Genomic DNA, 15,993 nt, shown 5'->3' on the forward strand with positions numbered 1-15,993 from the left:
TACTTCCTTCTCTGCCCACTCCGAAGGACACTCAGTTCATGCAATGTAAGGAGAGCCTGAAGGAATGGATACGTCTACACATCATGGATTCGATCAATCCAGGTTGAATCGTATCTCTTCCTGGATGCAGCAATATGTTGACGAGCGTAAATATGCCGGCAGCTCTGTCCTGATAAGCCGCTCGGGTAGCGAAGTTTATTTCAACGAGGCGGGATTGCGCAGTGTAGAAAACAGCCTCCCGTTCCAGCGTGAAACGCTGGTGAGAATCTATTCAATGACCAAGCCGGTGACTACGGTTGCATTGATGATGCTGGTGGAACGTGGGCTTCTCCGTCTTGATGCTCCAGTCGCCGAGATTATTCCATCGTTCGACGATATGTACGCCCTGATCCCCGAAGCTGTGGGAACCGATCAGGTCGAGCCGTCATCGGTGCCCACGCTGCGCCAGTTGCTGACGCATACAAGCGGGCTCAGCTATTCCTTCAACCCGGGTATCCTGCCAAAGGCGATGGACGAACAGGGCCTGACGTTCAAACCCAATCAGGGTGAATTGTCGGTGATGGTTGATGCCCTGGCGGCTCTGCCACTTGCTTTTCAGCCGGGTTCGCGTTGGGAGTATTCTGTTGGTATCGACGTCATAGGGCGTGTTGTTGAAATTGTTTCTGGCAAAACACTTGAATGCTTTTTTCAGGATGAAATTTTCGAACCTCTCGGAATGACAGAAACAGGGTTTTCTGCGCCAAAAGGGGCAGGGGACAGATTTGCGTCCCTTTATACACCGCTCGAGGGCGATGCGATGGCCCTTAATGCAGCTAAATCAGGCGATGAGACTTTGCGTTTAGTGGATCAGGCCGGGCATTCTCCTTTTGAAAATGCGGTCCTGTATTCCGGTGGTGGCGGCTTAGTCAGTACCATCGACGATTATTGTCGGTTTGCAGATATGCTTCGCAGTGGCGGTATGGGCGTGAATGGCAGGCTTTTGGAGGTTGATACAAGAAAGTTGATGATGCGCAATCACTTACCGGGCGACATTGCATCAATGGGACCGCAAAGTTTCGCTGAACAACCAATGGAAGGTATGGGATTTGGCCTTGGTGGCGCCGTTATGCTGGATCCGGTCAAAGCACGTGTAGCAGGATCTGTTGGCGATTTCAGTTGGGGTGGAATGGCCTCGACCTTTTTCTGGATTGATCCGGTACTCGATCTGACAGTGATCTTTTTTACACAGCTTTCCCCGTCCAGTTCATATCCTTCACGGTCCGAGTTAAAAGCGCTTGTTCACGCCGCACTCATTGATTGACCTTGAGCGGGCTGATACCTGAATGCAGGGCTGAAACTAAGGACACACAATGACGGAAGCGGAACGCATTCTTCTTGACCTGCTGAACCTGGAAAGGCTCGAGGTCGATCTGTTTCGCGGCACCGGGTCCGGGGGCGAAACGCCAACACGAATATACGGAGGGCAGGTGGTTGCCCAGGCTTTGGCTGCTGCCTATCGCACCGTCGAGGATCGGCTTTGTCATTCTCTGCACGCCTATTTCATCCGCCCTGGCGATCCAAGTATACCCGTTGTTTATCAGGTAGATAGAGCGCGAGATGGAGGTTCATTTACCACTCGGCGCGTTGTTGCGATCCAGCACGGCAAGCAAATTCTGAACATGTCCGCATCGTTCCACGTGCAGGATGAAGGTTGGGATTATCAACATCCCATGCCCAGTGTCGAGAAAGCCGAGCACCATCCGTCCCGAGACGAATTGAGGCAGAAATACCTTGATCGGGTACCAGAGAATTACCGAAAGGAATTCATGCGTGAGAGGCCGATCGAAGTACGGGAAGTCGACCCGCTGGATCTTTTTGATCCGGTTAAGGCCGACGACCGGAATCACCTTTGGTTCCGCATGGGTGCTGCCGCAGGCGCCGACCCACAAACGCAACATATTCTGCTGGCCTACGCGTCTGATATGGCACTGCTGAGTTCCGGTATGCGCCCTCACGGGTTGAGCTGGTTCAAACGCGAAGTGAACGGCGCCAGCCTGGATCACACCATGTGGTTTCATGCGCCGATTCAATTCGAAAACTGGCACCTGTATTCGATGGATGCCCCTTGGACAGGGCAGGGGCGTAGCTTCAACCGAGGATCGATCTACACAGAAGATGGCGTATTGGTTGCGTCGGTCGCTCAGGAAGGACTTATGCGCCGACCTCTGAGAAAAGATTAACTATCGCCGCTAAACTGCCTGTTTAGCTTACGCATTCCGCCGATCCATCTGTCATAGTCTGACGTCTTAAGGCGCATATAGTCCAATACCTGCGGGTGCGGCAAAATTAGGAAGCGTTCGTCGCGAATTGCCTCAACACACGCCTCAGCCACATGCTCAGGTTCCAGCATTCCGTCTATTGCTGCTACGGAATCTTCGTGCCCACGGGTCATTTCAGATCGAACGGCCTGAGGGCACAACACCGAAACCCCAATTCCTTTATCGCCGTATGTCAAAGCCAGCCACTCGGCCAGACCAACCGCTGCGTGCTTGGTAACCCCATAAGGCGCTGCACCCGGTTGATTTAGAAGCCCGGCCGCCGAGGCTGTGTTCAATAGATAACCACCGCCACGGGCAATCATGCGTGGCACTACATGACGCGCAGCCCAAACATGGGACATGAGATTAATGTCCCAAATTCGGTTCCAATCTTCGTCCGGAACGTCGAGGCCACCCAGCGTCAGAATTCCCGCGTTCGAGCAGAATAAATCAATTGGCCCGATATCTTTTTCGACAGTTGTAATCAGCGACTCGATGTTGGTTTCACTGGACACATCGCACTTGAAAGCAACGCCACCGATTTCTTCCGCCACGACCCGCGCAGCGTCCAGATCGATATCAGCGCATACGACGCACTTGGGGTTTTCATTAGCAAACCGCTCGGCCAATCCTTTGCCGATACCACCAGCTGCGCCGGTAATGACCACAATCCTGTCTTTCAGTTCCATATCCCAATCCAAATTTCCGGCATCAAACTTATGTTTCAACCGAGGATCGTAGTGATGGGATAACAAACGGCCAAGGGTGGACGCGTGGTACGTCGCGTCACCCTATTATTACCATAATACCGATTATGCGAATAATACTAGCTACCTATGCAGACACACACATCCAACATCTCAGCCATAATCCCTGCCGTTAGAAAAATGCCTGAAGCCCTGTTTGTGCGCGGCCCAAGATCAGTGCGTGAACATCGTGTGTTCCTTCATAGGTATTAACGGTCTCAAGATTCACCATGTGCCGTACGACATTGAATTCTAAAGAAATACCGTTTCCGCCGTGCATGTCCCGCGACATCCGCGCGATATCCAGCGCTTTGCCACAGTTGTTGCGTTTGACGATGGAAACCATTTCAGGCGCTGCATTGGCTTCATCCAGAAGACGTCCGACGCGAAGGCTGGATTGCAATCCCAACGCTATCTCGGTCTGCATATCAGCGAGTTTTCGTTGAAACAGTTGAGTTTGCGCCAGCGGTCGATTGAACTGCTTGCGGTCCAGACCATATTGCCGGGCTGCGTGCCAACAACATTCGGCGGCCCCCATAACTCCCCAGCTGATCCCGTACCTTGCCCGGTTCAAACATCCGAACGGACCTTTCAAACCTTGAACGTGAGGTAGCAGAGCGTCTTCGCCGACCTCGACGTTATCCAGAACGATTTCGCCAGTGATCGACGCGCGCAGGCTCAGTTTGTTTTTGATCTTGGGCGCACTCAGACCCTTGACGCCCTTCTCAAGGACAAACCCGCGGACTTTTCCGTCATGCGCATCAGACTTTGCCCAAACCACGAAAACGTCGGCGATAGGTGAATTCGAAATCCACATCTTGCTGCCAGTCAGTCGGTAGCCGCCTTCAGTTTTCTCAGCCCGTGTTTTCATTCCTGCGGGGTCCGAACCGGCATCAGCCTCGGTCAGCCCGAAACAACCGATCCATTCGCCGCTGGCAAGTTTGGGCAGATATTTCCGCCGCTGTTCCTCGCTGCCGTAGGCGTAGATCGGGTACATGACCAATGAGCTTTGGACAGACATCATGGACCGATAGCCTGAATCCACACGCTCAACTTCCCGAGCGACCAGACCGTAAGTGACATAGCCCGCGCCAATGCCGCCATATTCTTCGGGGATCGTTGTTCCCAGCAATCCCATTTCACCCATCTCGCGGAAAATCTCCGGATCGGTTTCTTCGTTCTGGAACGCTTCGGTAACGCGTGGCTGCAGCTTTTCCTGAGCATAGGCATAGGCGCTGTCTGCAACCATCCGTTCATCTTCGGTCAGCTGTTCCGATAACCGGAACGGGTCGTCCCAAGTGAATTTTCCGAGATCAGGTGCATCCTTGGCGCGGAGGGTTGGTTTTGGATCCGGGGCATTCATGGCACAACTCCACTTCATCTGTTTGGGGCACCCTACTCTGCCATTGCCTCAAGATACAGCGAGACTTTTTCACAGTTTCATGAGTAAAACGCATACATGAAAACATCACGCAGGCTTTTGCCGTCACTTTCCTCGTTACGCGCATTGGAAGCGCTTGACCGTCTTGGTTCTGCTTCAGCAGTCGCTGACGAACTGTCACTGACACAAAGCGCGATCAGCCGACAATTGCAGACGCTGGAATCGCAGCTTGACGTCGAGCTGATTAGCCGGGACAGAAAAAGGCTGTCATTGACGCCGGTAGCACAGGATTATGTCAGTGAAATCCGGCAAGCCCTGAATCAGATAACTCAGGCTTCTTTCAGGCTGCATGTAGCGCCCGTTGGCGGAACTCTGAACCTGGCAATACTTCCGACATTTGGTATGCGCTGGCTAATGCCCCGGCTGCCCGAATTCGCGCGACTGCACCCCGACATCACAATCAACATGTCAACGCGGCTCAGGCCCTTCAGCTTTGCGTCAGAACCATTTGATGCAGCACTGCATTTTGGCGAACCTGATTGGCCCGGAACTGATCGCCTGCTCCTCAAGATCGAACATGTTCTGCCAGTCTGCGCGCCGTCTCTCTTGCCTAATGGGACACCCAAGTCGCCGAAGGATCTGCTAAGGATTCCTCTTTTGCATATTCAGACGCGCCCCAGTGCCTGGCAGGATTGGTTTCGGCAGATGGGGGTTACGCATCCCTCTCCCCTGCCCGGCACGATTCATGACCAGTTTTCGACGATCAGTCAGGCTGCGCTTCATGGGTTGGGCGCCGCTCTTTTACCAAATTACCTTGTGGAACAGGAACTGGCCACCGGCAAGCTGATCGCTGCCTTTCCTGATGCCGTCGAGACGGTGGGCGCCTACTACCTGGTCTGGCCCAAAACCAAAGGCGACGATCCTTCCTTGCGGGAGTTTCGCCATTGGCTGGGGTCGCATGCGCAATCCGAAGACACGTTACCGCGGTAGGATTAACCCAGTGCGTACCCCGCACCGCGTACTGTACGAACCGGATCTGCGCCACCGTGCTGTGTCAGGGCCTTGCGCAGGCGTCCGATATGTACGTCCACGGTGCGCGTATCGACATAGATATCGCGTCCCCAAACACGGTCCAGCAGTTGCTCCCTGCTCCAGACACGTCCCGGTTTTTCCATGAAGGTGCTCAGCAAACGAAACTCGGTCGGGCCAAGCTTCAAGGGTTTTTCACCTCGGCTGACCTTGTGTGTTTCTGAATCCAGAACGATGTCGTCGAATTCAAGGCGAAGTCCAACAGTCGCCGGGCGGACGCGGCGCAATTGTGTCCGGACCCGCGCCATCAGTTCGACAATTGAATATGGCTTCACCACATAATCATCTGCGCCGGTCTCAAGACCACGAACCTTGTCCACTTCTTCGCTGCGCGCCGAAAGCATGATGATCGGGATCGAACGCGTATCCGGGCGGGACTTCAGCCGCCGGCAAACTTCGATCCCGCTGAGGTTGGGCATCATCCAGTCGAGGACGATGATGTCCGGACTGTCCTCATCCACCAGCAGCAGCGCCTCGTCGCCGCTTTCTGCCTTGGATACCTGAAAACCCTCGGCTTCGAGGTTGTAGGCAAGCACCTCTCGCTGGGCCAATTCATCCTCGACAACCAGAACTGTCGGCTGATCTGCGGACATGGAACGCAGCCTCCTAGATGGTTTGCGACGTTGTGTCGGCCTTGGGCCGAGACTCTGTCGGGCGCTCGCCGGTGACAAGATATACGACCTGCTCGGCAATTGCCGTTACATGATCGCCCATACGCTCGATATTCTTGGCGATGAAATGCAGATGCATGCATGAGGAAATGTTGCGCGGGTCTTCGGCCATAAAGGTCAAAAACTCACGGAACAGACCGTTATACATCTGGTCGACATCCTCATCCCGGCCGATCACGTCAGAAGCCAGCTCGGCATCCCGCTGAATATAGGCATCCAATGCATCACGCAGCATGACTTCGACTTCACGCGCCATACGCCGCAGGGCCGAGGCGCTGCCATTAACTTCATGCGCATTGACCAGAACCGTTGTGCGCTTGGCGATGTTCTTGGCGTAGTCACCGATCCGTTCCAGATTGGCCGAAACCTTGAGCACCGAAAGCACCAGCCGCAAATCCCCGGCTGTAGGTGCACGCAAAGCGATCAAACGCGCGGTTTCTTCGTTGATCAGTTCTTCCAGCGCGTCGATGGCCTTGTCGCCCTGTCGAACGGTTTGGGCCAATTCCTCGTCACGGGTTTCCAGCGACCTGGCGGCGCCCATGATCGCTGCTTCGACCATGCCGCCCATTTTCATGATATGAGCCTGGATCGCCTCGAGATCGCGATCGAATGCGGATGCGATATGTTGTTCGGTCATTTGTAAATACCTGTCCTCAGCCGATACGGCCGGTGATGTAACTTTCGGTGCGGGGATCTTCGGGGTTGGTAAAGATCTGACCGGTCTCACCGAACTCCACGAGATTGCCCAAATGAAAGAATGCCGTTTTCTGACTGACCCGCGCGGCCTGCTGCATCGAGTGGGTCACGATCACCACCGAATACCGCTTGCGCAGGTCGTCGATCAGTTCCTCGACCTGTGCAGTCGCGATCGGATCAAGGGCCGAGCAAGGCTCGTCCATCAACAGAACCTCGGGCGCGGTCGCGACGGCACGTGCGATGCACAAGCGCTGTTGCTGCCCCCCGGACAGACCGGTTCCCGGCGCATCCAAGCGATCTTTCACTTCGTCCCAGATTGCCCCACGACGCAGGGATTTCTCAACAATCTCATCCAGTTCTGCCTTATTCTTAGCAAGGCCATGAATGCGCGGACCATAGGCCACATTGTCGTAGATCGACTTGGGAAATGGGTTTGGCTTTTGAAACACCATACCTACCTTGGCGCGCAATTGCACCGGATCGACACGCTTGTCATAGATGTCTTCGCCGTCCAACAGGATATCGCCCTTGACCCGGCAAATGTCGATGGTGTCATTCATCCGGTTCAGGCACCGAAGGAAAGTTGATTTGCCGCAACCTGACGGTCCGATAAAGGCAGTAACGGTCTTGTCTTCAATTTCGACATTCACGTCCTTGATGGCGTGTGTGTCGCCGTAATAGACCTGAACGTCTTTGGCGGCGATCTTGATATCACGGGATTCCACGGTTCTCTCCAGTCGAGACATATCGTTCATTTCTTTTGCCTCACTTACCAGCGGCGTTCAAAGCGGCGGCGCAGGATCACGGCCACAGTGTTCATGGTCACGAGGAAGATCAGCAGGATGATGATGCCTCCCCAGGCGCGTTCATAAAAGGCCGGATCGGCGCGTTTTGACCACTCATAGATTTGCGCGGGCATGGCCGAGTTTGGCGACAAGAACCCTGCGACAAGGCTGTCGGGCGGATTCGACGCGATGAAGCCGACCATCCCGATAAGCAACAGCGGTGCGGTTTCTCCAAGAGCCTGCGCCAGACCAATAATGGTACCTGTCAAAATACCGGGTGCGGCAAGTGGCAGAACATGGTGGAACACCGCCTGCATTTTCGAGGCCCCTACCCCAAGCGCCGCGTCCCGGATTGAGGGAGGAACCGCCTTGAGTGAGGCTCGCGTCGAGATGATGATTGTCGGCAGCGTCATCAACGTCAGAACAAGCCCGCCAACCAGCGGCGCCGAAGTCGGCAGATGCATGTAGTTGATGAACACGGCCAGACCCAGAATACCGAAGACAATCGACGGCACGGCTGCAAGGTTCGAAATGTTAACTTCGATGATGTCCGTCAGTCGGTTTTGCGGCGCAAATTCCTCAAGATAGATCGAAGCGGCCACACCAATCGGCAATGCCAGTGCCAGAACAACCAGCATCATGAACAGCGAGCCCAGCATCGACACGCCAATTCCGGCGGCTTCCGGGCGCTGGTCCGATGCATCCGTGCCGAAAATAAAGTCAGGATTGAACGCCTTGTACAGGATGCCGGCACTGATCAACTGATCGACGAAATCCAGTTGCTCGACCGAGATACTTTTGTCGTTTGCAATGGATTCGCGTGTCACGCGCCCTTTGACATACCCATCGACACGGCTGTTCGCGAGGAACTTGAAACTGACCGTATTTCCAATTTCGTCAGGGTTCGCAATTACATAGTTTCTCAACTTGGCCAGCGCAGATTTGGACAGGATGCCACCCATTTTCTTGGGCGGCAGATCTGTCTGAATTCCCAGTTCAGCGACCTTCTTTTCCAACGCGGTTGAGACCAGAGGGGCATACCCAAAGGTCGATACCTTCTTGATTTCTTCGATGTTGCGCTTGCCGTTCTTATCCAGCTTGCTTGCCAACAGATCGACATCGAGTTCCAGATAGGTCTGCTGGAACGCGCCCACTCCTGCGGTGACGATGTTGGTAACCAGTACAGCCAACATCAGCAAGCCGACGCCGATTGCGGCTATTCCGTACATTTTGAACCGGCTTTCAGCGGCATTGCGCCGTTTCGTGCGCGCATCTTTTTCGAACAGCGACCCACCTTTGCCGCTTGCACCGGGCACCGGAGCGTTTGGTGGTGTTTGAGAGATATCGGTCATTCGTACTGTTCCCGGTATTTGCGTACGATGTAGAGGGCAAAGATATTCAGCCCCAGTGTAATAACAAACAGGGTCAAACCCAGCGCAAAGGCCACCAGTGTCTCGGCGCTGGCAAAATCCGTGTCACCCGTTAGCTGGCTGACAATCCTTGTGGTGATCGTCGTCATCGCCTCAAACGGGTTCAGCGAAAACTTCGCGATTGCACCGGCAGCCATCACAACGATCATCGTTTCACCGATGGCACGGCTCGCCGCCAACAGGATGGCACCTACGATCCCCGGCAGCGCGGCGGGCAGAACAACCTGTCGTACTGTCTCGGAATGGGTGGCTCCCAGCCCGAGTGAGCCGTCGCGCATCGACTGAGGCACCGCGTTGATGATGTCATCGGACAGCGATGATACAAAGGGGATAAGCATGATCCCCATGACCAGACCCGCTGTCAGCACCGCATTCGAACTCGCCATCCAGCCAACGCCAATTGCACCACCGTCCCCAAACAACGCAACTAGCGCCGGGCCGACGGTCAGCAGGGCAAACAGACCATAAACAATGGTCGGAATACCCGCCAGAATTTCAAGCAGGGGTTTTGCCAGTGAACGCGTCGCGACAGAGGCGTATTCCGACAGATAAATCGCAGCGAACAAGCCGATTGGGACCGCCACGAACAACGCGATCAGAGAAATGTACAGTGTTCCCCAAAGCAGCGGCAGAATGGATAATTCACTGCCTCCGCGAAAGTTGGGAGCCCAGGTGCTGCCGAAAAAGAAATCTTTCCAGGAATGCAGCTGAAAGAAGTTCATCGTTTCGAACAGCATCGACAAAACGATGCCGATGGTTGTCAGGATCGCGATTGAAGCGGCCAACAAAAGCAATGCGAGAATGCCCCGCTCAACCACGTTGCGCGCCCGAAATTCCTTGTGAGTTCGCACATAGGAATATGCCCAGCCCAGCAAGGCGACCGCTATGACCGCAATCTGCATCGCGGTCTTACCGTATGCATTCATAACGCGGTATTCTTGTGCAGCGCGCAAAACAGGCGTCGTTACGTTTTGAGTGATAACCTGGCCGGCCTCTTTCAGGCGGGAAGTCACGTCCGTGATGTCCGCGCGCGCGTTTTGCGCGAATTCCTCGGTTATGGCACCTGAAGCTATTGCGCCGTCCAACCCGTCGGCAACACGGCGAACCTCACTCATAATCAGCCCACGGGTGGAACCTTCCGGGATGGCCTGGTCGGGGATCATGCCAGATGCGGTGTTGTTGACGATAAGTGGCTGAACCAACAACCAAATGATCAACAAGGCGAGTGCAGGAACCAGCGCGCTGAGTGCCACGTTGTACCCGTAATAGGACGGCAGAGAGTGTAACTCTCGTGCGTCACCCTGTGCACTGGACAAAGCACGCGTGCGGCCCGCCAAAAAGCCAACCGCTGAAATTACGATCAGGACGATCAACAGCCATGATAGAGGCATAAGAACTCCGTGGGGAGGAGAAGTTTGGAGTCAATGTGAACCGGGGCATTCTCAACGCCCCGGTTCGTGTGAGGTCTGGATCAGGAACCGCCGCCCAGGACGGTTTCGTTTGCCACTGCGTCCTGTACCTTGGCCAGTTCCGGATCGGAAACCAGTCCGTACTGTGCCAGCGGGCCGTCAGGACCAGCAATCTCATCCGCGACGAAGAACTCGGCATATTCCTTCAGGCCAGGGATCACGCCGATATGAGCTTTCTTCACGTAGAAGAACAGCGGGCGGGACACCGGATATTCGCCCGTGGCGATGGTTTCGGTCGACGGGGTCACATCCGACATGGTCGCTACCTGCAGCTTGTCGGTGTTGTTTTCGTAGAACGCCAGACCAAAGACGCCGATACCGTCCTTGTTGCTGTCGATGCGCGCCAGGGTCTCGGTGTAGTCACCATCGATGTCGACAGAAACGCCGTCGGTGCGCAGAGCAATACAAGCTTTTTCAGCTGCTTTTTTCTTGGCCTTGTCGCTATCGCCCTCGGCAGCGGCAAGATAGACGTCAAAGTCGCCAAGGTGTTCACAGCCTGCCAGGATCACTTTGTCTTCGAAAACTTCACGGGTACCGTGCTTAGTGCCCGGGATGAAGGCGGCAATCGGCTGTGCCGGGAAGTTCGCGTTGACCTGATCCCAGGTCTTGTAGGGGTTGTCGACCAGCGCGCCGTCAACTACGACCTGAGCGGACAGGGCCTTGTACCAGTCCTCTGGCGTGAATTCGAACGAGTTGCCGTTGATGTCGCTGGCGAAGACAATGCCGTCATAGCCAATCTGAACTTCGATGATGTCCGTCACACCATTGTCGGCACAGGCTTTGATTTCCTTCTCGCGAATTTGGCGCGACGCGTTGGCCACGTCGATGGTGTTTTCGCCAACACCTTCACAGAAACGCTTGAGGCCTGCAGAGGAGCCACCCGATTCAACAACCGGTGTGGGGAAGTCAAAGTTCTCACCGAAGGCTTCAGCTACGATCGACGCGTATGGCAGTACGGTCGAAGAACCGGCAACCTGAACCTGATCACGGGCTGCAGCAGTGGTGGCCGATACGGCCGCGATAGCAAGCGCCGAAGCCGACAGTTTTACAAAGGACATTTCAGTCTCCTTGGCAATGAATTTCAACGATCACCCCCATGATGATCCTGCGCGAACCCCTACGAGCGGCACGTAAGCCTTTTGTGACAGCTGTGTAACAGTATTATGACAAGGAGCCTGAAATTCGAATGACCTGACGCAAAGCTGTTATGCGCAAGGAGCATTGCTGCATTGCTGGCCATCTACATCGGCGAGCAGCAGCGCACTGATCAGTGGGGCAGAATAACCGTAAACGTCGAGCCCTGCCCCAACTCACTGTGAACCCTCAGACGTCCCCGGTGGCGATTGACGATATGTTTCACGATCGCAAGACCCAATCCCGTGCCGCCAAGTTGGCGTGATCGGTGACTGTCTGCACGGTAAAACCGCTCTGTCAGCCTTGGCAGATGCACTGCATCGATGCCGGGGCCATTATCCGAGACTTTTACCCTGACGGACGGCCCGCGCACGGCTGTGTCCCGTTCCTCCAAAGTCAGGTCAATGTCGACTTTGCTGCCACCATACTTAATTCCGTTTTCAATCAGGTTCGTAAAAACCTGCCGCAACTGATCCCGGTCACCTGTAACGGACACGGGATCGTCAGGCGCTTGAAGCGTTAGTTCGACGCCAGCGCTGTCAGCCAATGGTCGAAGTGTATCCAAGGTTGATTCGAGTTGCCCAATCAGATTGACCTGTTCCGTTGGGCGCACTCGTTCTTCGCTTTCGACCCGGTTGAGGGACAGAAGATCGCCGACCAGCCGGTTCATTCTGTTGGCCTCGTCCGTCATGATCTGCAAAAACCGATCCCGCGCTTCGGTGTCCTCGCGGGCGGGTCCCTGCAATGTCTCGATGAACCCCATCAGCGCGGTCAGAGGTGTGCGGAGTTCGTGACTGACATTTGCGACGAAATCCCGCCGCATCTGACTGGCCTGCTCCAAATGTGTCACATCCACAAAACTGGTCAGGACGGCCCCGCCCCCGACAGCACCGATACCGTTGATGTAACGGCACTGAACCTCGAACGTCGTGTCCTGAGCACCGTCGTTGGACAAGTGATTGGTTTTGGACGGGCTCTTTGTCTTCAAGCTTTGTTCAATTGCCTCGATCACCTGCGGTTGCCGCAAGATCGTGGCAAAGTGGCGGCCCGTGATCTGAGGGCCCAACAATGAAAATGCGTCTGCATTTGCCGCAATGATCCGTTCGGACTGATCCACCAGCACTGCGGCCGCCGGAACCGCCGAAAGAAATTCACTTAGCAGATCGTCAGACATGATGTGCCTCGAAAGGAACCGGATTTATCGGATGGGTAGCCTTGTTTTGCAAAACTCTTGTTGCAGCGCCGCAAAACAAAGCCACAAAATCGCTTACGAAACTGGTTTAAGCGTATCGCGAAACTTACGCATGTTCTCTTGATAATGCAGCGCACTCCAGGTGATCTTTTGCGCGGCCGCTTCATCAAGCTGCCGCACAACTTTGCCCGGAGACCCCATTACCAGAGAATTGTCCGGGATTTCCTTGTTTTCCGTAATCAGCGCGCCAGCACCAATCAGGCAGTTTTTTCCAATCTTGGCGCCGTTCAGAACAATGGCCCCCATGCCAATCAACGTGTTCTCACCGATTGTGCAACCGTGCAGCATGACCTTGTGGCCAATGGTGCAATTCCTGCCGATGGTCAGGGGGTATCCTGCGTCGATATGCATGACGCAGTTCTCCTGAACGTTGCTGCCTGCACCTATCCGAATTTCCTCGTGATCGGCGCGGATCGTGCAGCCGAACCAGACCGAAGACCCTTCTTCCATCACGACCTTGCCGATCAGATTGGCATCGGGCGCAACCCAGGTGTCGCTGTGGACCTGTGGCGCGAATTCTCCCAAAGCATAAAGGGTCATGGCAATTCCTCAAATTCGGACTGCAGCGTACGTACGTGTGATTGCAGATTGGGTTGCTGAATACGTCGCATACGTTCTGCGCTGACAATGGTTTTCAGCTTTTCTTCGGTCTCATCCAGATCATCGTTGATCAGAACATAGTCATAGTAACCCCAGTGGCTGATCTCATCCCAGCTTTTGAGCATTCGCTTGGCAATCACATCCTCGCTGTCCTGCCCCCGGTTTTCCAGCCTGCGGCGCAGCTCGCGGATTGATGGCGGCAGGATGAATATCGACAGGGCGTGCTTGCCAAGGTCTGAATTTCGAATCTGAACTTCGCCCTGCCAATCCACGTCAAACAGAACGTCCTGGCCATTGACGATGGTTTCGCGCACCGGCCCCGCCGGAGAGCCGTAGAAATTGCCAAAAACATGCGCATGTTCAAGCATCTGGCCCTGTGTGACTTGCTGCCTGAATTCGTCCTCTGTTAGAAAATAGTACTCGCGCCCGTGCTCCTCACCCGGCCGTGGCGCGCGCGTGGTGGCGGATACCGAAAACTTCAGCCCGTCGTCCCACCGCATGAGCCGCCTGGCAAGCGTGGATTTGCCGGCGCCAGAGGGCGAAGACAAAATGATCAGTAGACCTCGACGATCAGCCATGTCGAATTGTTCCCGTATTTATTCCACGTTTTGCACTTGTTCGCGCATCTGATCGATGACCGCCTTCAGTTCAAGCCCAACTGATGTCAGTTCCGGACTCTGCGATTTCGAACACAGCGTATTTACCTCGCGGTTGAACTCCTGCATCAGAAAATCCAGTTTGCGGCCAACAGGCCCGTCACCTTTCATTAGGTCCCGGGCCGCGCCGATATGGGCAGTCAACCGGTCGACTTCTTCGGTAACGTCCATCTTGACCGCAATCAGGGCCATTTCCTGAGCGATGCGATCCGGGTCGGCGCCGTCGGTATTTTCCATGACCCGTGCAAGATTTGCGTGCAATGTTTCGTGCATCTTACCCTTGCGCCGCTCGGCCAGATCCGCGGCTTGACCCGTCAGTTTTTCAACCTGATCCAGCTGACCTGTGATGACTTTGGCCATCGCCGCGCCTTCGGTTTCCCTCATCTCCAGAAACGCCTCAAGCAGCGGCGCAAAGCCGTGTTTCAGGCATTCGACAAGGGGGGCTGAGTCGTCAGCCTCAACACTTGCGTCCATCATGCCCCGCAACGCCAGCAGATCAGAGGCCTTTGACGGCGCCAGTGCGATTCCCCGCGCGGCGGCCATTTCCTCGGTTTTAGCTAATGCATCCAGTGCCGCAGACAGGGCAGTCGGGTTCAGTTTGAGGTCTGCAGTGTCCTCCTGACGTGTGACGCGGAGTGAAAGCGTCACGTTTCCACGACTCAATGCCTTGGACAGTTCCGCCCGCAAAGCGGTTTCCAACCCGGTTAGCCAATCGGGCACGCGCAGGCGCATATCCAGCCCCTTGCCGTTCACGCTGCGCAACTCCCAACTCCAGCTGTGCAGGCCAAACTCACCCTTGTCTGAGGCGAACCCGGTCATGGATCTGATCATGTCTGCCCTTTCCTGTCGGCTGATGCGTCCAGCACGGTTGACGCACCTAATGCCATCCAACGACAGAGGGCAAGTGTTTGCTGTTGCCCGCCCTTGATCTCAGCAAGTTAACCATTCGTTAAAGAATTGATCCAAAATTGAATAAACCTGTGCAAATCTGACCGTCACAGTGAACGTGTTGCGAAACTGCGTTCCAGCATAGCGGCCTGCAAAAAAACGGCGGGCCTTTGACGTGAAGGTAACGAGGATGAAGTCTGTTTTTGGGAAAAGCCCCGGATCGAGGGTTGGGGAAGTCGTTGCAATGGACCGTTTCCGCAGTGGGCGCAGCCTGTCCCCAATTCGTCAGGCGGAAGGCTATTGGACAGCTCTGCTGGATGGGGATGGCGTTCCCAAAAGGTCCCGGGTCGATCCCCGTGGTCTTGAGAACATACTCGAGTACACATTCATCCTTGAACGAATCGCCCCCGGCATTGCCCGGTTTCGTCTGGCAGGGCACCATCTGAGCGCACTGGCGGGTATGGAAGTGAGAGGGATGACACTGTCAGCCATGTTCGAGGCGTCCGCCCGCAAAGAGGTGTCACAGACGATCGAACGGGTTTTCAGCGAACCCGCCATTGCCGAGGTCGAACTTTCCGCGTCGGGCGGGCTTGGATGCCCCCGGCTGGAAGGTCGGATGATCCTGCTACCCCTCAGAAGTGATCTTGGGGAGGTTAGCCGCATTCTTGGTGTACTCGTTAGTGACGACCCCGTCGGGACGACACCCCGTCAATTTGAAATCTGCGCCAATCGGTTGCGGGAAGTCGCAGGCATTCAGGGCCCCAACACCGCTGATAAGGAACCCGCAATGGAATTTGCGGAAGATCAGCAAGAATTCGACCACCCGGCGCAACATTTACGTCTGGTTGTATCGAACGAACCCGATTAGGCGACGGGCGCGATATGAAAACGGCGGGACT

Annotated in this window: 16 protein-coding genes; 4 read left to right on the forward strand and 12 right to left on the reverse strand. The window is 55.1% G+C overall.

What is annotated here, in order from left to right; translation table 11 throughout:
- Positions 1–64 precede the first annotated feature (64 nt).
- Both ACR0D6_RS19030 and ACR0D6_RS19035 read left to right on the forward strand, forming a co-directional pair.
- On the forward strand, positions 65–1,300 hold the full coding sequence (locus ACR0D6_RS19030) for a serine hydrolase domain-containing protein (protein WP_480766685.1): 1,236 nt from the start codon (positions 65–67) through the stop codon (positions 1,298–1,300).
- Positions 1,301–1,349: 49 nt separating this feature from the next.
- Complete coding sequence (locus tag ACR0D6_RS19035) at positions 1,350–2,219, forward strand: acyl-CoA thioesterase (protein WP_480766686.1); 870 nt, start codon at positions 1,350–1,352, stop codon at positions 2,217–2,219.
- On the opposite strand, the gene ACR0D6_RS19040 is transcribed toward ACR0D6_RS19035, so the two are convergent.
- Positions 2,216–2,986 carry an SDR family oxidoreductase gene (locus ACR0D6_RS19040; protein WP_480766687.1) on the reverse strand — a complete coding sequence of 257 codons (771 nt, stop codon included), beginning with the start codon at positions 2,984–2,986 and terminating at the stop codon, positions 2,216–2,218. The two genes, ACR0D6_RS19035 and ACR0D6_RS19040, sit on opposite strands and share 4 nt — an antisense overlap.
- Before the next feature lie 190 nt (positions 2,987–3,176).
- Positions 3,177–4,406: an acyl-CoA dehydrogenase gene (locus tag ACR0D6_RS19045; RefSeq protein ID WP_480766688.1), complete on the reverse strand. Its 1,230-nt coding sequence runs from the start codon at positions 4,404–4,406 to the stop codon at positions 3,177–3,179.
- Positions 4,407–4,502: 96 nt separating this feature from the next.
- Here ACR0D6_RS19045 and ACR0D6_RS19050 point away from each other — a divergent pair, with 96 nt between their 5' ends.
- Positions 4,503–5,414, forward strand: coding sequence for a LysR family transcriptional regulator (locus tag ACR0D6_RS19050; protein ID WP_480766689.1), 912 nt, complete (start codon positions 4,503–4,505; stop codon positions 5,412–5,414).
- Between the two features lie 2 nt (positions 5,415–5,416).
- Here the strand turns inward: ACR0D6_RS19050 and phoB are convergent, their stop codons facing one another.
- The 10 genes from phoB to ACR0D6_RS19100 all read right to left on the reverse strand — a co-directional run bounded on the left by phoB (position 5,417) and on the right by ACR0D6_RS19100 (position 15,037).
- A complete protein-coding gene (gene phoB / locus ACR0D6_RS19055; protein WP_170655553.1) occupies positions 5,417–6,106 on the reverse strand; it encodes a phosphate regulon transcriptional regulator PhoB in 690 nt (229 codons plus the stop codon).
- 13 nt (positions 6,107–6,119) lie between these two features.
- Positions 6,120–6,821, reverse strand: a complete 702-nt coding sequence (gene phoU, locus ACR0D6_RS19060) for a phosphate signaling complex protein PhoU (RefSeq protein ID WP_170655555.1) — start codon at positions 6,819–6,821, stop codon at positions 6,120–6,122.
- Positions 6,822–6,837: 16 nt separating this feature from the next.
- On the reverse strand, positions 6,838–7,635 hold the full coding sequence (gene pstB / locus ACR0D6_RS19065; protein WP_170655557.1) for a phosphate ABC transporter ATP-binding protein PstB: 798 nt from the start codon (positions 7,633–7,635) through the stop codon (positions 6,838–6,840).
- A 14-nt stretch (positions 7,636–7,649) separates the two neighbouring features.
- Positions 7,650–9,017, reverse strand: a complete 1,368-nt coding sequence (gene pstA, locus ACR0D6_RS19070) for a phosphate ABC transporter permease PstA (RefSeq protein ID WP_480766690.1) — start codon at positions 9,015–9,017, stop codon at positions 7,650–7,652.
- Positions 9,014–10,486, reverse strand: a complete 1,473-nt coding sequence (gene pstC / locus ACR0D6_RS19075) for a phosphate ABC transporter permease subunit PstC (RefSeq protein ID WP_480766691.1) — start codon at positions 10,484–10,486, stop codon at positions 9,014–9,016. The genes pstA and pstC overlap by 4 nt, the downstream gene beginning before the upstream one ends.
- Positions 10,487–10,566: 80 nt before the next feature.
- Positions 10,567–11,622: a substrate-binding domain-containing protein gene (locus tag ACR0D6_RS19080; RefSeq protein ID WP_170655563.1), complete on the reverse strand. Its 1,056-nt coding sequence runs from the start codon at positions 11,620–11,622 to the stop codon at positions 10,567–10,569.
- Positions 11,623–11,831: 209 nt separating this feature from the next.
- Positions 11,832–12,872 (reverse strand): sensor histidine kinase, encoded by a 1,041-nt coding sequence (locus ACR0D6_RS19085; RefSeq protein WP_480766692.1) that lies wholly within the window; start codon positions 12,870–12,872, stop codon positions 11,832–11,834.
- 93 nt (positions 12,873–12,965) lie between these two features.
- Positions 12,966–13,490 carry a gamma carbonic anhydrase family protein gene (locus ACR0D6_RS19090; protein ID WP_480766693.1) on the reverse strand — a complete coding sequence of 175 codons (525 nt, stop codon included), beginning with the start codon at positions 13,488–13,490 and terminating at the stop codon, positions 12,966–12,968.
- Complete coding sequence (gmk, locus tag ACR0D6_RS19095) at positions 13,487–14,128, reverse strand: guanylate kinase (RefSeq protein ID WP_170655569.1); 642 nt, start codon at positions 14,126–14,128, stop codon at positions 13,487–13,489. The genes ACR0D6_RS19090 and gmk overlap by 4 nt, the downstream gene beginning before the upstream one ends.
- Before the next feature lie 18 nt (positions 14,129–14,146).
- A complete protein-coding gene (locus ACR0D6_RS19100; RefSeq protein ID WP_480766694.1) occupies positions 14,147–15,037 on the reverse strand; it encodes a YicC/YloC family endoribonuclease in 891 nt (296 codons plus the stop codon).
- Positions 15,038–15,338: 301 nt separating this feature from the next.
- Here ACR0D6_RS19100 and ACR0D6_RS19105 point away from each other — a divergent pair, with 301 nt between their 5' ends.
- Complete coding sequence (locus ACR0D6_RS19105; RefSeq protein ID WP_480766695.1) at positions 15,339–15,962, forward strand: PAS domain-containing protein; 624 nt, start codon at positions 15,339–15,341, stop codon at positions 15,960–15,962.
- The last annotated feature ends 31 nt before the right edge of the window (positions 15,963–15,993 follow it).

Source organism: Ruegeria sp. BJ6 (genome assembly GCF_056537885.1).

Bases quoted from the DNA above. Each gene is read 5' to 3' on its own strand.
- ACR0D6_RS19105 (WP_480766695.1), top strand. From the start codon at position 15,339: ATGGACCGTTTCCGCAGTGGGCGCAGCCTGTCCCCAATTCGTCAGGCG.
- pstC (WP_480766691.1), bottom strand. From the start codon at position 10,486: ATGCCTCTATCATGGCTGTTGATCGTCCTGATCGTAATTTCAGCGGTT.
- ACR0D6_RS19040 (WP_480766687.1), bottom strand. From the start codon at position 2,986: ATGGAACTGAAAGACAGGATTGTGGTCATTACCGGCGCAGCTGGTGGT.
- ACR0D6_RS19090 (WP_480766693.1), bottom strand. From the start codon at position 13,490: ATGACCCTTTATGCTTTGGGAGAATTCGCGCCACAGGTCCACAGCGAC.
- ACR0D6_RS19080 (WP_170655563.1), bottom strand. From the start codon at position 11,622: ATGTCCTTTGTAAAACTGTCGGCTTCGGCGCTTGCTATCGCGGCCGTA.
- pstB (WP_170655557.1), bottom strand. From the start codon at position 7,635: ATGAACGATATGTCTCGACTGGAGAGAACCGTGGAATCCCGTGATATC.
- gmk (WP_170655569.1), bottom strand. From the start codon at position 14,128: ATGGCTGATCGTCGAGGTCTACTGATCATTTTGTCTTCGCCCTCTGGC.
- ACR0D6_RS19100 (WP_480766694.1), bottom strand. From the start codon at position 15,037: ATGATCAGATCCATGACCGGGTTCGCCTCAGACAAGGGTGAGTTTGGC.
- ACR0D6_RS19035 (WP_480766686.1), top strand. From the start codon at position 1,350: ATGACGGAAGCGGAACGCATTCTTCTTGACCTGCTGAACCTGGAAAGG.
- pstA (WP_480766690.1), bottom strand. From the start codon at position 9,017: ATGACCGATATCTCTCAAACACCACCAAACGCTCCGGTGCCCGGTGCA.
- ACR0D6_RS19030 (WP_480766685.1), top strand. From the start codon at position 65: ATGGATACGTCTACACATCATGGATTCGATCAATCCAGGTTGAATCGT.
- ACR0D6_RS19085 (WP_480766692.1), bottom strand. From the start codon at position 12,872: ATGTCTGACGATCTGCTAAGTGAATTTCTTTCGGCGGTTCCGGCGGCC.
- ACR0D6_RS19045 (WP_480766688.1), bottom strand. From the start codon at position 4,406: ATGAATGCCCCGGATCCAAAACCAACCCTCCGCGCCAAGGATGCACCT.
- phoB (WP_170655553.1), bottom strand. From the start codon at position 6,106: ATGTCCGCAGATCAGCCGACAGTTCTGGTTGTCGAGGATGAATTGGCC.
- phoU (WP_170655555.1), bottom strand. From the start codon at position 6,821: ATGACCGAACAACATATCGCATCCGCATTCGATCGCGATCTCGAGGCG.
- ACR0D6_RS19050 (WP_480766689.1), top strand. From the start codon at position 4,503: ATGAAAACATCACGCAGGCTTTTGCCGTCACTTTCCTCGTTACGCGCA.